The following is a 14132-nucleotide window of genomic DNA, read 5'->3' on the forward strand; positions in this document are numbered from 1 at the left end:
ACAGCTATGATCGATTTTTCCATCTTGTTTGATCATTGGGATATGTACCTCGAAGGCTTCTGGAACACGGTGCAAGCCAGCCTGCTCGCTCTCGTCGGGAGCTTTGTTTTGGGAACGCTTTTTGCGATTTTTCGGATTTCGCCGATTCGCCCGCTCAATTGGATCGGAACGGCTTACGTGGAGTTCGTCCGCAACATTCCGCTGATTCTCGTCGTGTTTCTGTTCTTTGTCGGTCTGCCTGCCATGGGGATTTTGCTGGCGCCATTCGTAGCCGGGACGCTTGGACTGACCGTGTACACCGCAGCATTCATTGCGGAGACTATCCGCGCCGGAATTTTGGCTGTACCAAAAGGGCAAATGGAAGCAGCCCGTTCCTCGGGACTTACGTACGGACAGGCGATGCGCTACATCATTTTGCCGCAAGCGATCAAGGTCGTCATCCCGCCGATGGGCAACCAGTTTATCAACCTGGTGAAAAATTCCTCGGTGCTTGGCGTTATCGCGGGTCTTGATTTGATGTACTTCGGGGATTTGATTTCTGCCGACACATTCGTGACGTTTGACGTTTACATTTTTGTCGCTATCTTTTATTTGATTTTGACACTTCCGTTGAGCATGCTCGTCAGCTATTGGGAGCGACGCTTGGCTGGAAGCCGCTAAGGGAGGGGAAAACATGGACTTTATCGGAGCATACGCGCCCAGTCATTTGACCTTCCTGCTCGAAGGTTTCTGGCTTACTTTGCAAGTTGCCTTTTTAGCGATTGTGTTCAGCTTTGCTATCGCGATCGTCGTCGGGGTTCTGCGCTACGCCAATATTCCCGGTGTTTCCCAAGCTCTGGCTACAGTCGTCGAGCTGATCCGCAACCTGCCGCTCTTGTTGATTATATTTTTCACGTACTTTGCTTTGCCGGAAGTCGGCATCAAGCTCGACAAGTTTTATGCAGCTGTCCTTGCACTGGTCATCTTTGAAGCGGCGATGCTCTCGGAGATCGTGCGCAGCGGTTTAAAATCGGTGGAAAAAGGGCAAATTGAGGCTGCGCGTTCATCGGGCCTTACCTACGTGCAAACGCTGTGGCACATCATTTTGCCGCAAGCTTTGCGAAGAATGGTTCCGCCGATCGTCAGCCAGTTCATCTCGCTGCTGAAAGACACGTCGCTCGCCGTCGTAATCGCCCTGCCAGAGCTGATGAACCACGCGCAAATCATCAACGGGCGCAACGTCAACTACGTGATCCCGACCTTCCTGCTGGTAGCGGTCATGTACTTCGTCGTCAATTACGCCTTGTCGATCGTGTCCAAACGACTTGAAAACAAACACGCCTGATGCAAAAGCATCTGTTCGGATCTCCAGTTCTTAGTAAAATAGGAATGGGAGATCTTTTTGCGTAGGAAAGGGGGGAATCTATGCGCGAGCGCCTGTTGGTCCTCATGATTATTATGCTGGCAACGGCCTTTTTCGGAGAGATGAAGGTCAATCCGCTTGGAGGATCGTTTCGCTTCTCGCTGGGGATTGCTGCTTTTTCTTTCGGTCTGCTCTGGTTTTCTTCCGTACCTGTGATCACGACAGGCTTTTTAACCGGGACGTTCATCCTCGGCTTTCGGGTCGGCATGGACATGCTCATGGGCTATGGCCCGTGGCTGGAAAGCGTGTATGATCACCTTCCCTCTGCGTTTTACTATTTCAGCTTTGCCATTTTGTTCCGGGTGCTGCGGGCAAGAAACTACGTGGAATTTCCGCTGAAAATGGGGCTGATCGGAGCTTCTGTCGACTTTGCTTCCAATCTGGTCGAATTGCAGGTGCGCGAGTTTTTGAACGGTTTTCCGCCGCTTACGTGGCAAGGCTTTTTCATGCTCTTGTTCTTCGGCGTATTGCGCAGCTTTTTCGCTGTCGGTCTGTACAACAGCGTCTCGATCCGGCAAATTCGGGCGGTTGGCGAGGTGCGCCAGCAAGAGCTGGAACGGCTGCGGATGATCAATACTGAGCTTTACGAAGAGGCGTTTTACTTGCGCAAATCGATGACGCAACTGGAGGACATCACCCGTGAAAGCTATCGGTTGTACAGGCGGCTGCTGACGTCGCAGCATGCCGAATCTCCTACGGCTTTGACGATTGCCGAGCATGTGCACGAGGTAAAAAAAGACTCGCAGCGCATTCTCGCAGGTATTTCCAAGCTGATCAATCAGGAGGGACTGGCTCCCCAGATGCCTGTCGGCGAATTGTGCGAGCTGGTGATGCGAGCGAATCAGAAGTATGCGGAGATGCTCGGAAAAGAAATCGAATTTGCCTGGAGCTGTCAGGTCAGCCTGGCGACCAATCAAATTTATGCGCTGTTGTCTGTGCTGAACAATTTGGTGGCGAATGCCGTAGAAGCAATCGACGGATCGGGTAAAATTGAATTGAACGTCAGACTGGAAGGGCGGCAAATCGTCTTTCAGGTGCTGGACACCGGGCCGGGAATCTCGCAGGATGAACGGGAGTGGGTGTTTGAACCGGGCTATACGACGAAATACGACGCGCAGGGCAACGCATCCACCGGGATTGGCCTGACACATGCTAGAGGCATCGTGCAGAGCTTGCAGGGACAGTTGCACATTTTGCGCGATCTGGGAGAGTGGACTCATTTTGAAGTGCGGATTCCGACTCATCAATTGCTGAGAGGGGAGGGAGGATAACCGATGATACGTTTCTTTTTGATTGAAGACGATGCCGTAGTGCGGCGCATGCTGGAGCGAATCATAGCGGACAGCGGCCTGGGCGAGATCGTCGGCCAGGCAAGCGATGGCAACTGTGTCTCCATCGATCAGCTTTACGGAGTAGATGTCGTCCTGATCGATTTGCTCATGCCTGGGCTGGATGGCATCCAGACGATCAAGAAGTTGCAAGCGGAAGGGTTCGCGGGCCGGTTCATCATGGTTTCTCAGGTGGAGAACAAGGAGATGATCGGAGAGGCTTATTTGCAGGGGATTGATACGTTTATCCAGAAGCCGATCAACCGCCTGGAGGTCATCGCAGTGCTCAAAAGGGTGTCTGATTACTTGACGCTGGAAGCCTCTTTGCAATCTATCCGCAAGTCGTTGCAAATTCTTGATGTCAAAGGAAAAGAGCAGCCGACGGGCGGGCTGAAAGCTCATTCCTCCGACGAGGAGGGCTTGGCGCAAAAAGCGAGACAGCTGTTGTTGCAGCTCGGGATCGCAAGCGAGGCGGGGGCGCACGATTTGCTCGTCATCATGGGCTGGCTTGCGCAAAACGATCGGGAAGTGGACAAACTGCGGGATTTGCAGCTGAAGGAGCTGTACACGCAAATTTTGCTCAAGTTGCACGGCAGCCTCGACGAGCAGGCGTTGACCAAAGAGGTACGGGCGATGGAGCAGCGGATTCGCCGCATGGTGCTGCAAGCGTTTACGCATTTGTCCTCGCTCGGTTTGACGGATTACGCGAACCCGACTTTTGAGCATTTTGCCCCGCGCTTGTTTGACTTCCAGGAAATTCGCCAACGGATGCAGGAGCTGGAAGCCGGAGAAAAGACGACAAAATGCCGCATCAGCGTGAAAAAGTTTTTATCTGTTTTTTATATGGAAGCGAAGGCGATTTGAGTAAGCGAGGATAAGAACAAACGAACGGAAGAGTAGGTAACTCTAGTTGGTTTTTAGGAAAAAAGTAATATTTTTTGTTTGTATAAAGAGACAAAAATACCAAATAATGCGTTTTTGTGTAGTAAAATAGAGAAGGGAGGGATGAGTAGATGCAGAACAGCACATTAATGCAGTGGGAACAACTATTGAGCGGAGTTCGCTTGCGAGATCGACAGGTAAAAGATCGCACAAAGGATAATGAATACGATTTGCGAAATGACTTTGATGATGATTATAGCCGATTGATTATTAGCTCAGCAGTTCGCAGATTACAAGATAAAGCGCAAGTTTTCCCTCTTGATAACAGTGACTTTGTGCGCACTCGCTTAACGCATTCTCATGAAGTGGCGACAATTGGTCGATCACTGGGCATCAGTGTGGAAAAGTATCTTTCGAAACGAAAACCGCAGGCATTTAAAGAGGAGTCTGTTGGAAAACTGAGCGCGCTATTGGCCGTTGCTGGTCTTGTGCATGATTTGGGTAATCCGCCATTTGGTCATTTTGGGGAAGCAGCGATTCAAACTTTCTTTCGGGATTGGTTTGAAAACGAAAAAAATCTCAGGCAACTGGCTGAGGGGAATTCGCAGTATGCAAAGCAGATGCAGGCTGATTTTGAACACTTTGAAGGAAATGCGCAATCGTTCCGCCTGTTGACCAAGCTGAATGGATTAGTGGATGAATATAGCTACAATCTAAGCGCCGCTTCTTTGGCAAGCATTTTGAAATATCCCCGTTCTTCGTTGGAAGGGAACAAAAGCAGAGCAGAGCGCAAAGCACAAGATCTCGGCGTTTCTTACAAAAAATTTGGATACATGACTTCGGAGCAGGAACGTTTTGAGCTAGTTCGCCAATATACCGGAATTATGGATAAACGCCATCCTGTCACGTTTTTGTTGGAGGCGGCCGATGATATTGCCTACTCAGCAGCGGATATTGAAGATGGGTGCAAAAAGAAAGTATTGGACTATTCGATCATTACAGATGTGTTCGCAGAATTTTTCAAAACAGAAGACGATAGAAAGCTTCTCGATTCCTTTGTAAGTGACTTTAAACAAAATACAGAGGAGCGGCGTTCAGACCGTTTAGACAATGCGGTGCAAAAGCTGCGGATTAAGGCGCAGGGAGCCATGATTCATGGAGTAGTGGAAAGCTTCCTCAAATTGCATGACCGCATCTTGAACGGCGACTTTGATGAGGAGATTTTGGAAAATTCGTCAGCAGCGAAGGTTCGGGAAGCTTTCCGAGCGCTTGCAGAGAATTATATTTTTCCGAATCGGGACATTATTACACGCGAGTTGGTAGGGGGAAAGGTGATTCGCGGATTGCTGGAAATATTCGTTTGCTCAGTGAGTACAGATAGCATCTACCAGCTAGCTGAACTGGAGAAGAATATTTTCAAAATCAATGATGAATTTGCCTACTCCGAAAAAGGCAAGAATTTCATGCTGATCTCTGATAATTATCGCTATCTCATGCAGCGCTACCCCTTTTCGCTGCAAGTTGATAAACAGCCAAGTTTGTATGATCGGTTATTGCTAGTGACGGATTTTGTTTGTGGCATGACTGACACTTATGCGTTAGAATTGTATCAAAAGCTATCAGGCATCAAATTGTAAGGAGGGCTACTTATGGGCAGTGCATGGAGATGCGCTCACGAAGACTACAATCAGACAGGCATGATCCTAAAAAGGATTGAACTGTTAAGAGAAGTCAGCCCACAAGTAGACCGCTTGCTACATGACCTTAGCTCCTACGGTAATTTGATTTTGATTGGTGGGGCTGTACGGGATCTGGCTGAGAGCAGAACACCACGGGATTATGACATAATTGTGGATGCTCCCGATACGAGGTTTGCAGAAGCTTTTTCCAGCTTTTCCTATAAACAAAATCGGTTCGGGGGATATAAGCTTAAGGTTGACGGCATTGAATTCGACATATGGGGAATCCAAAGCAATTGGGCTTTTCGCGAACGCTTATTAGCGCCGAACTTTGAGAATATATCTAAAGGGGTCTTTTTCAATTTCGATGCAGTAAGTTTTCATTTGCAATGGCAGAACCTTGATTGCACTTATTTCATGGAAGCGATAAATAGCAGAGTGCTTGATATTTTGCTTGATGATGAGGTCGTATGGAAAAACCCTACTCCAGAGGTTAATGTTGTTCGCGCTTGGAAGATTCACAAGACACGCGGATTGCAGTTTTCCGATCGGTTAAGGAATTATATAAGGGAGTGGGCTGCTACCGCTGACAATCCGCAAGAGAGACTTGTCGAGGCAGAACGAAAGCATTATGGGGATGGAAGTCAGCTATCGTACGATGATTATTCGCAACTGTTATCGCATGTTAAAGCTTAGCCTGAAAAAAAGAAGCCAGTCGGCGGGATCAACCGTTGACTGGCTTCTTGCGTTTGGACGATAGCTGCGAATGAACAGCGGTGTCACTATCATGTCTGACTGTATGTTCTTCTTTGGCTATGCATGCGCCCGAGACACCAGCTCCGCGAACGCACCGTACAGTCCGACATTGCCGTACTGCTCCTGGTACTGATCAATCGTGTCGTCGCGGACGATTTGTCCGTTCATGAGGAAAATCGCGCGGTCAGCCACGGCGTCAGCTACTTGAAGCTGGTGAGTGGAGAAGATGACCGACTGTCCTGCCAGGCGCAGCTCGCGCACGAGATCGACGAAGGCGTCCATCCAGTAAGGGTCGAGGCCGTTTGTCGGCTCGTCCAGGACGACCAAGGCCGGTTTTGCCAGGATCGCCTGGGCGAACAGCAGACGTTGCTGCATGCCTTTGGAAAAGTGCGAAACGCGCTTGTTGCGGGCATCGTGCAGACCGACGGCTTTCAGCATCCGGTCGGCATCTTCTGCGGTCCGATTGCGCAACGCTGCGTAAAACTCCAATGTCTCGCGTGCAGTCAGACCAGCCGTGAAGGAGAAATGGTCGGGCATGTAGCCAATCTGCTGCAAATAGTCGACGCGCTGCTCCTCCCAGCTCATGCCGTTGAGCTGAATCGTGCCTGTAGTGGGACGGAGAATGCCTACCAGCATGCGCAGGATCGTGCTTTTTCCCGCTCCGTTTCCGCCGCACAGAGCGACCACTTCGCCAGGCTCGATGCGCAGGCTGAAAGGATGGACAATCGTTTTGTCGTTGATCGTCTTGCTTACCTGATCGACGGTAAGACCGAATGTTTGCATCGTATTATCTCCTTTCCCATGCCCGGGTAGCGATAAACAGCGTAGCGCTAATCCACAGCAGACAGAGTGCGACGAAGCAAACGTCGCCGAGCGCCGAGTCGATCCAGTAAATCCACTTGTAGTATTCCGGCCCGAAAATGGCACCGCCGCCAAGCCGGGTCACAGAATAGACGCGGACAAATTCAGCTGGATTGAAAAAAGTCACGATTTGCAGCAAGGGCTTGATCCATGTGTACGGCACGAAGCTGAGCAAGGAAATCAACAGCGTCGGCCAGGCCAAGATGTAGAAAAACCAGATGCTGACGCCCATGGTCAAAGCTTGCCAGCGATTCCGGCACAGCGCGCCAATCAGCATGGCGATTCCTAAAAATAAAAGGATCAGACAAATCGAGAAGACGAGCAGGAACAGCAGGGTGGAAAAGGCAAAGCTTTTGCCGAGCAAAAGTCCAGCCACCCCGGAGATGCCGTAGCCAAAGCTGACGATGGCAATCAGGACGAGCGCCTGGCCGACGTATTTGCCGATGAGAAACGACGAGGTCGTCATCGCGTAGGTCGAGAGCAGTTGCCAGCTACCTTCCTCTTTCTCCGCAGTCAGGGAGAAAGAGGAGAGGAGCATCGTCATCAGCGGCAGCAAATACAAAATCAGATTGAGCATGGTGCCTGTCGTATACGTGTAGCCTTTCATGTAGGACTGCGACTGGATCACCAGCAGCCCCAGGCTAAACAGGGAAAACAGAGCCATGAAAGAGTAGGCCCATGGATTGCGGAAACCTACCTTCACTTCCCTTTTCGCAATCAGATTGATGTGCAAGGCTCGCCACTTCCTCTATTCGTGGTATTAGTGGTGTGTAGTCGTTGGCGTGCTTGTGCCATTGCCGTGTGCTGGGGCAGGAGTGCTCTCCGTACCGCCCGATTGATGTCCGCCCGAAGAATGTCCGTCTTTTTTCATGTGTTCGCTCATGCTGCGTTCCCACGTGTGGCTTTTCAGACCTTCCGCGTTCATGACGACGCCTTTCTTTTGTTCCGCCACGAATTTGTCCGCTTCCGCTTTGTCTTTAAACGAGTAGATGCCGTAGCTCATTGGCGTTTTAAATTCTTTGTCGTAGGCAAAAGTTGCCGTATCGGCTTTTGTCCACTCTGCCGTATAGTAGTCGCGAACGTATTGCATGGCGACTTCGTCTGTTCCGTGTTCTTTCGTCCATTCATGCAAGCAGCCGATATCGTCGAACTTCAGCGCTTTGCCGTCTTTCAAAATGATTTCTGTTGCGTTGTGGTCGTTCGGCACGTGCATGTGGCAGAGGTCACATTTGTCTACGCCTTCCGCGATGTCTACAGGCTGTGCTTCTTCTTTTCCGCAGCCGACCATGAGCAGGCTGATTCCTGCGATTGCTCCCAGTGTGGTTACCCATTTTTTCAATTTCATCATGATTTCTTCACTCCTACGTATATGAATGTACAGCTTCCCAGTAAAAGAATGAGGCCAAGTATGCCAGCACCCCAGCCGCTGGTCGTTTGGGCATCGGCTGCCAAGACAGCGGATGTCGGCATCAGCGGCGAGTTGTCCCGAATCGGACTGCCTGCGCCGTTTGTGAACAAATTTTCCAGAAACACGAAGCCCGGCGACTGGAAAAACAGCTGATAGGCGGGAACGGCGTCAGTCAGGCCGAGGTAAAACGGGTTCATTTCGTACGGCAGATCGCTGATATGATCGCCGTCTACGTCAAGACCGAGCAAGTTGTCCCAATAGTTGCCGTTTATGTTGTCAGTGGCGCTGTCCTGGGCTTGCGCCGCGATGACATTGGAGATGAACTGGTTGTTCGTCCACGTGTTTTGCGAAGAGGACGTGAGCTGCATCCCGACGAAATTGAGCGCCAGCTGATTGCCTTTGACGGTAATCCCGGTCGAGCGCTCCAGGTACAGTCCGACCCGGTTCCCTTCGATGCGGTTGTCCGTGATGAGCGAATTTTGCACATCGTACAGCAAAATGCCTTGGGAGTTCGGGTTTTTCTGCTGCTTCAAAAATTGGTTCCCGATGACTGTGGCTTCGCTTGTTTCCATCAGCATGGCGCCCGTCACATTTTCGCTGCCGGTATTGTTTTTCAAAGTTGTATTCGTGGTGCCCATCAGGTGATAGCCGTAGCGCGACTTTTCCACCCAGTTTTGCTCCAGTTGATTGCCGCTGCTTTTCTCCAGGTAGATTCCGTCAAAGACGTTCGTCACCTGATTGTCGGTCAGCCGATTGTCATTCGAGTCGTACAGGTCGATGCCGTTTCCTTTTTGAGCCTGAACCGTCACCTTTGGCTTGCTTTGGCTTTTGGACAGATGAGCGCTGTGATCGTGGCCGGCATCACTCGTACTGCCCCTGTCTTTTACCTTGCCGATGACGAAAACTTTGTGCAGCGTATTGGAGTTGGCCCCTCGCAACTGAACTCCTGTTCCCATCGTATCCACGGTGACTTTTTCCAGCAGATTGCGGTTGCCCTTGACGATAATCGAGGCGTCCTCGCTGTTGATTCTCCTGTCCACCACCGTAATGCCTTGCAAGGTAACGTCGTCTGCCGCGATGATCAAGGCAGCTTCCTCGCTCGGGTTGGTCAGCTTGACGTCTCCGTCTGCCACCAGTTTGAGCGGCTTCGTAATGCGAATCGGCCCTTCGTATTTGCCTTCCGGTATCGTGATAGTTTCGCCTGATGCCGCCCGGTCGATCTGTGCTTGCAAGGAGTCTGCGGACTCTTCCGCCAGCGCTGTGAGGGCAGCAGGCATGACAAGCGCGATTGCCAGGGAAGCAGACAGCAGTTGGCGAAGCGCCATTTTTTTGTTCCTAGTACGAGTCAGGGTACGTTCCCCCCTTTGTAATGAGAGCTCTCGATAATTCCTCCTGAGGGAAGGGGCTGCCAGCTAAGACTAGGATAGCAGTCCCGATTCATTTGCGTATGACTCAAACGGGCTATAAAAGGTGTCAAAAATCGCAACGATTATAAAAAATGGAAGGGACTTCATCCGAAAGCGGAGGTGCCGGAAAGGCTGGAAAAGGGCAGCGAAAGCGGTCATACTAGCTAGGAAGAATACAGGAGCGAAAAGGAGGGCGGAGCATGGACGCGACGATCGAAAAAGCACTGCGCCAGACGCTGGATGCGTGGGAGCGGATGAAAAGAAGCCATGAGGATGACGCCGAAGATGACGCCAACCAGTTCGAGGCGTCGTTTTACAAGCTGATGGATGCGATTCGCGGCTGGTTCAATGAGCTGCCAGCAAAGCCCGAATCGCTGGAAGACGCGCTGCTGCTTCCCGATTTGGCAGAGGTCGCCGACCAGATGCCGGGCGAAATCGTGCTGAACTTCGAAACGGAGCTGGAGCTGATCGTGGACGGGCAAATACGCGTGGACGACGAGAAGTACGATTAGGCTGTTTGTTCGCCAAAAAGAAACCTCGACCGGAGCTGTCAACCAGCTCATTCGGTCGAGGTTTTTCGTTGCCTGTCAGTTGCTGTATGCCTGTTAAGAGATCGTTTTTTGCCCTGGCTTCCAGTCCATCGGACACAGGCCGCCGGATTGCAAAGCTTCAATGACCCGCAATGTCTCATCTACGCTTCGGCCCACTTTGGAGTTGGAGACAACCGCATACTGCAAGATGCCTTCCGGGTCAATGATGAAGCTCGCCCGCAGGGGTGCTTTGGTCGCTTCATCGAGCACGCCGTAGCTGTTGGTCGCTTCTTTGCTGTAATCAGAAGCCAGCGGGAACGACAGCGGCCCGATTCCGTCGCTTGCTCTCATCCAGGCTTTGTGCGTATGCACACTGTCTCCGCTGACGCCGAGCACTTCGACGTTCAGCTCACGGAACTCGTCAATTCGGCGATTGAGACTGAGAATTTCGGTCGGGCATACTTTGGAAAAATCAAATGGATAAAAAAATAGCAGCAGCCACTTGCCGCGGTAATCGACCAAGCTTTTCGGAACAGGGAAGCCGTTGTCAAACGTCACGGTGTCCATCGTAAAATCGGGTGCGGGAAGTCCAATGCGTGCGCTCATCGAGAATCTCCTCGTTTCTGTAGGCATGATGTATGGTTCTGCTATCAAATTATCATGAATGATATTTATAATCAATATCATTTGAAAGTTACTTTAAATAATATTTTGCACAAAAACAGGAGCGGAATTGCCCTAAACCGCCGTACTGTATGAGAGGAAGGATCAGGTAGCATCCTAATGAACGAAGATGCTCAATGCCGGAGGGGAAACAAGATGCAGTCGATACTTTTGATCATAGTGCTCGTGGTGGTGGTACTGCCGCCGCTTGTCTTTTTCGGATATATGTACGCCTTGTCCAAACAGCCGAAGCATTCGATTATCCGCTCGCACCCGTTTTTGGGCTGGGTGCGCTATTTGCTGGAAAAGCTCGGGCCGGAATTTCGCCAATACTGGTTTGACAACGACACAGACGGCAGACCGTTTTCCCGCGCTGATTTCGTCGGGTTGGTCTACGCGGCGAAATACCGCACGGATCTCATCTCGTTTGGCGGCAGACGAGATTACGAAAAGCCGGGCTTTTACTTGTCCAACGCCATGTTTCCCAAGCTGACGAGCGAGCTGCGGGTAGACAACGAGCAAGTGCTTGTGGGCAAAAAGTACGTGATTACAGATGAGGGCCTGTTCACTCGCCAGGAAAAGTTCATCGAGGAACAAGTGAAGCCGTGGCTGCTGGCTGATCAGGATGCGATTGTCGTGGGAGAGCGCCGCGAACACCCGTGGCGGCTCAAAGGCATGTTCGGGGCATCTGCCACATCGTACGGGGCGGTCGGAGAAAACTACATTTTGTCTACGGGAAGCGGAGCCAAAATGGCGGGCGGCTCCTGGATCAACACAGGAGAAGGGGGCGTGGCGGAAGTCCACCTCGCTACAGGCGCGGATATCGTCGCACAGATCGGGCCAGGCATGTTCGGATACCGCGATGACGAAGGGCGATTCTCGATCGAGGAATACAAGCGCAAGGCGAGTCAGCCTGCGATCAAAGCGTTTGAACTGAAATTTCATCAAGGGGCAAAAATACGGGGCGGCCATCTCGAAGGCTCCAAGGTGACAGAAAAGGTGGCGGCAGCGCGGCTGGTGCCTGTGGGCAAAACGGTCAATTCCCCCAACCGTTTTGCGTTTCTGACCAAACCAGAGGAAGCTCTCCGGTTTGTCGGCACGTTGCAGGAAGCGGGCGGAAAACCAGTGGGAATTAAAATCGTCGTCGGTGACGCCAAAAGGCTGGAGCCGCTGTTCGCCAAAATGACCGAGCTGGATATTTACCCCGATTTCATTACGGTTGACGGCTCGGAGGGAGGTTCTGGCGCGACTTTCAAAGCGATGGCGGACGGGATGGGGCTGCCGCTCTATCCTGCGCTGCTCATCCTCGACGATGTGGCGCGGACATTCGGCGTGCGTGACCGCTTCAAAATTTTTGCGTCCGGCAAGCTGATCACGCCTGACAAAGTGGCGATTGCTCTCGCCTTAGGGGCGGACGCTGTCAACTCCGCGCGCGGCTTCATGATGGCGAACGGCTGCATCATGGCGATGCAATGCCATACAGGCAAGTGTCCGACCGGAATTACGACCACGGACGCCAAATACCAGGAGGCGCTCGCCCCGGAAGAAAAGCAGTGGCGGGTCATGAACTACATTTTGCAGTTGCGCGAAGGCTTGTTTTCGCTCGCCGCAGCCTGTGGACTGGAAAGCCCGCGTGATTTTACGCGCGAGCATGTCGTCTACACGAATGAAAGCGGCCAGAGCGTGCGGGTAGCGGATTTGTTCCCGTATCCCGAGCCCGAGCAGCCCGGACACTCAGAAGCTGTCTTGCTTTAGTTTCGTCCAGTGGTTGTAGTCATGAATGGCAAAGCCTGCGTAGCTTGCGTGCTGAGCGAGCTTTTCCTTGGCGAGCTGAAGCTCTGTTTTCAGCACATGTGTCGGCAGCGAATGAAAAGTCGTATGGGCACCTTCCGCGCTGGGGGCGGTTTCGATTCCGACGATGACCTGCTTGCCCAATGTGCCCGCTTCCCGCAAAATCGGCTGGGCATTGGCGATGATTCCGTCATTGCCCAAAGCGGAGTTGCGGTAATCCATGATGACCACCGCATCGGCTTTTTCCAGCATCCACGCACTCAAACTGTAGCGGGTGTCGGGAACCTTGACCTGATGCAGCCAAAAAGGAATGTCCAGCGTAAGCCGCAGACCGTTCGCTTTTGTTCTGCGCTCGATCAGGCGTATGCTGTCCATCCAGTTGCTGACGACCCGTGTCTGATCGCTTTTCCATTCGGGAAGCACGTACGGTTCAATGTCAAAATGCAGCCCGGAAAACCTCTCCTCAGGGGCGACAGCCGCATTGTAGGCTTCGACCCAGTCGATAAAAGCCTCGATCTGGCTGTGGCCGGAAGGAAAAGCCCATCCGGGGCGGCCGTTCAATGCTTCTACTTTGATTTGCCTTTTTTGCGCTTTTTGCATGAACGATTGGTATACAGCTTGCGGAATGTCCTTGTCGATTTGCAAGTAAATGCTCGTCACTTGCTGTTCCGCGGCAAATTCAATCATTCGCTCCTGTTCCTGACCGCTCAAAAGCAAGGACGCATCCCACAGCCACGTGCTGTGCTGCTTTGGAGCGGCTGTCGCGATAACAATCAGATTGCGCTCGGCGTTCCAATCGATCCGGGCGTCAAATGATTCGCTGATAAAACGGAGCGGCACCATTGTCCGGCCATTGCGGAGCGCAGCCGCCGTATCCAGCTGGACTTGCTTGCCGTTCACGTGCGCAATGCTTTGACCGACCGTCAGCCTGATCGTGGTTGTCGCGTTTTGCAGCGTAACCTGTCCGGTTTTTGCATCCCATTGCGTGCGCAGCCCGAGCTTTTCAGCCACGAATCTGACGGGCACCAGCGTACGTTGCGAGCGTGCGTCTACATACGGCTGGACGTCGGGAAAGGCGACAGCTTGCCCGTTTACCGTGACGTCGACGGGCTGTGCGCAGACAGGAGTGCCGAAGGAAACAGCGCTTTGCAGTACAGCCAGCGCCATGATTTGCTGAATTTTTTTCATCTGTCATGTCCTCAATGTTTTTCATTTCAGGCAGGTGCTGTCTTATTGTACTATGGGGTTGTTTTCCAGTGCCTGATCGAAAGGATGCAAGGCCAAACAGACCGACTGTGAAGAAACTCCTATTTTTCGGGAGAGCCTTTACAACCTATGGCAAACAGGATAATATGTATAAAAATGACAAAAGGAACAAAAAAATCAGGCTATTGTACACCTTCCTTCTACTCAACTTGGATATTAG

Annotated in this window: 14 protein-coding genes; 8 read left to right on the forward strand and 6 right to left on the reverse strand. The window is 51.7% G+C overall.

Going from position 1 to position 14132, the window contains the following annotated elements; translation table 11 throughout:
• Window positions 1-6 precede the first annotated feature (6 nt).
• The 6 genes from DEP07_RS05280 (at window position 7) to DEP07_RS05305 (ending at window position 5987) form a co-directional block, all read left to right on the forward strand.
• Window positions 7-660, forward strand: a complete 654-nt coding sequence (locus DEP07_RS05280; RefSeq protein ID WP_063228395.1) for an amino acid ABC transporter permease — start codon at window positions 7-9, stop codon at window positions 658-660.
• Between the two features lie 13 nt (window positions 661-673).
• Window positions 674-1324 carry an amino acid ABC transporter permease gene (locus DEP07_RS05285; RefSeq protein WP_122962788.1) on the forward strand — a complete coding sequence of 217 codons (651 nt, stop codon included), beginning with the start codon at window positions 674-676 and terminating at the stop codon, window positions 1322-1324.
• A gap of 80 nt (window positions 1325-1404) precedes the next feature.
• On the forward strand, window positions 1405-2673 hold the full coding sequence (locus DEP07_RS05290) for a sensor histidine kinase (RefSeq protein ID WP_122962789.1): 1269 nt from the start codon (window positions 1405-1407) through the stop codon (window positions 2671-2673).
• A gap of 3 nt (window positions 2674-2676) precedes the next feature.
• Window positions 2677-3594 (forward strand): response regulator, encoded by a 918-nt coding sequence (locus DEP07_RS05295; protein WP_122962790.1) that lies wholly within the window; start codon window positions 2677-2679, stop codon window positions 3592-3594.
• Between the two features lie 149 nt (window positions 3595-3743).
• Complete coding sequence (dgt, locus tag DEP07_RS05300) at window positions 3744-5249, forward strand: dGTP triphosphohydrolase (protein ID WP_173596029.1); 1506 nt, start codon at window positions 3744-3746, stop codon at window positions 5247-5249.
• Window positions 5250-5261: 12 nt separating this feature from the next.
• Window positions 5262-5987 (forward strand): hypothetical protein, encoded by a 726-nt coding sequence (locus tag DEP07_RS05305; RefSeq protein WP_122962792.1) that lies wholly within the window; start codon window positions 5262-5264, stop codon window positions 5985-5987.
• A gap of 117 nt (window positions 5988-6104) precedes the next feature.
• Here the strand turns inward: DEP07_RS05305 and DEP07_RS05310 are convergent, their stop codons facing one another.
• The 4 genes from DEP07_RS05310 to DEP07_RS05325 are packed head-to-tail and all read right to left on the reverse strand — an operon-like array spanning window position 6105 to window position 9641.
• Window positions 6105-6830, reverse strand: coding sequence for an ABC transporter ATP-binding protein (locus DEP07_RS05310; RefSeq protein WP_173596030.1), 726 nt, complete (start codon window positions 6828-6830; stop codon window positions 6105-6107).
• A 4-nt stretch (window positions 6831-6834) separates the two neighbouring features.
• Window positions 6835-7641, reverse strand: coding sequence for an ABC transporter permease (locus DEP07_RS05315; protein ID WP_122962794.1), 807 nt, complete (start codon window positions 7639-7641; stop codon window positions 6835-6837).
• A gap of 27 nt (window positions 7642-7668) precedes the next feature.
• Window positions 7669-8256 (reverse strand): nitrous oxide reductase accessory protein NosL, encoded by a 588-nt coding sequence (locus DEP07_RS05320; RefSeq protein WP_122962795.1) that lies wholly within the window; start codon window positions 8254-8256, stop codon window positions 7669-7671.
• Window positions 8253-9641, reverse strand: coding sequence for a right-handed parallel beta-helix repeat-containing protein (locus DEP07_RS05325; protein ID WP_233454047.1), 1389 nt, complete (start codon window positions 9639-9641; stop codon window positions 8253-8255). The genes DEP07_RS05320 and DEP07_RS05325 overlap by 4 nt, the downstream gene beginning before the upstream one ends.
• A gap of 281 nt (window positions 9642-9922) precedes the next feature.
• Between DEP07_RS05325 and DEP07_RS05330 the strand changes: the two genes are divergently transcribed.
• Complete coding sequence (locus DEP07_RS05330) at window positions 9923-10234, forward strand: hypothetical protein (RefSeq protein ID WP_122962796.1); 312 nt, start codon at window positions 9923-9925, stop codon at window positions 10232-10234.
• Window positions 10235-10327: 93 nt separating this feature from the next.
• On the opposite strand, the gene DEP07_RS05335 is transcribed toward DEP07_RS05330, so the two are convergent.
• Entirely contained in the window at window positions 10328-10858 is a 531-nt protein-coding gene (locus DEP07_RS05335; RefSeq protein ID WP_122962797.1) for a peroxiredoxin, read from the reverse strand.
• 213 nt (window positions 10859-11071) lie between these two features.
• Between DEP07_RS05335 and DEP07_RS05340 the strand changes: the two genes are divergently transcribed.
• Window positions 11072-12670 (forward strand): FMN-binding glutamate synthase family protein, encoded by a 1599-nt coding sequence (locus DEP07_RS05340; protein WP_122962798.1) that lies wholly within the window; start codon window positions 11072-11074, stop codon window positions 12668-12670.
• On the opposite strand, the gene DEP07_RS05345 is transcribed toward DEP07_RS05340, so the two are convergent.
• Complete coding sequence (locus DEP07_RS05345) at window positions 12650-13894, reverse strand: copper amine oxidase N-terminal domain-containing protein (RefSeq protein ID WP_122962799.1); 1245 nt, start codon at window positions 13892-13894, stop codon at window positions 12650-12652. The genes DEP07_RS05340 and DEP07_RS05345 overlap by 21 nt on opposite strands.
• Window positions 13895-14132: the final 238 nt, after the last annotated feature.

The sequence above is a fragment of the Brevibacillus sp. genome (assembly GCF_003521185.1).
GTDB lineage: Bacteria > Bacillota > Bacilli > Brevibacillales > Brevibacillaceae > Brevibacillus > Brevibacillus parabrevis.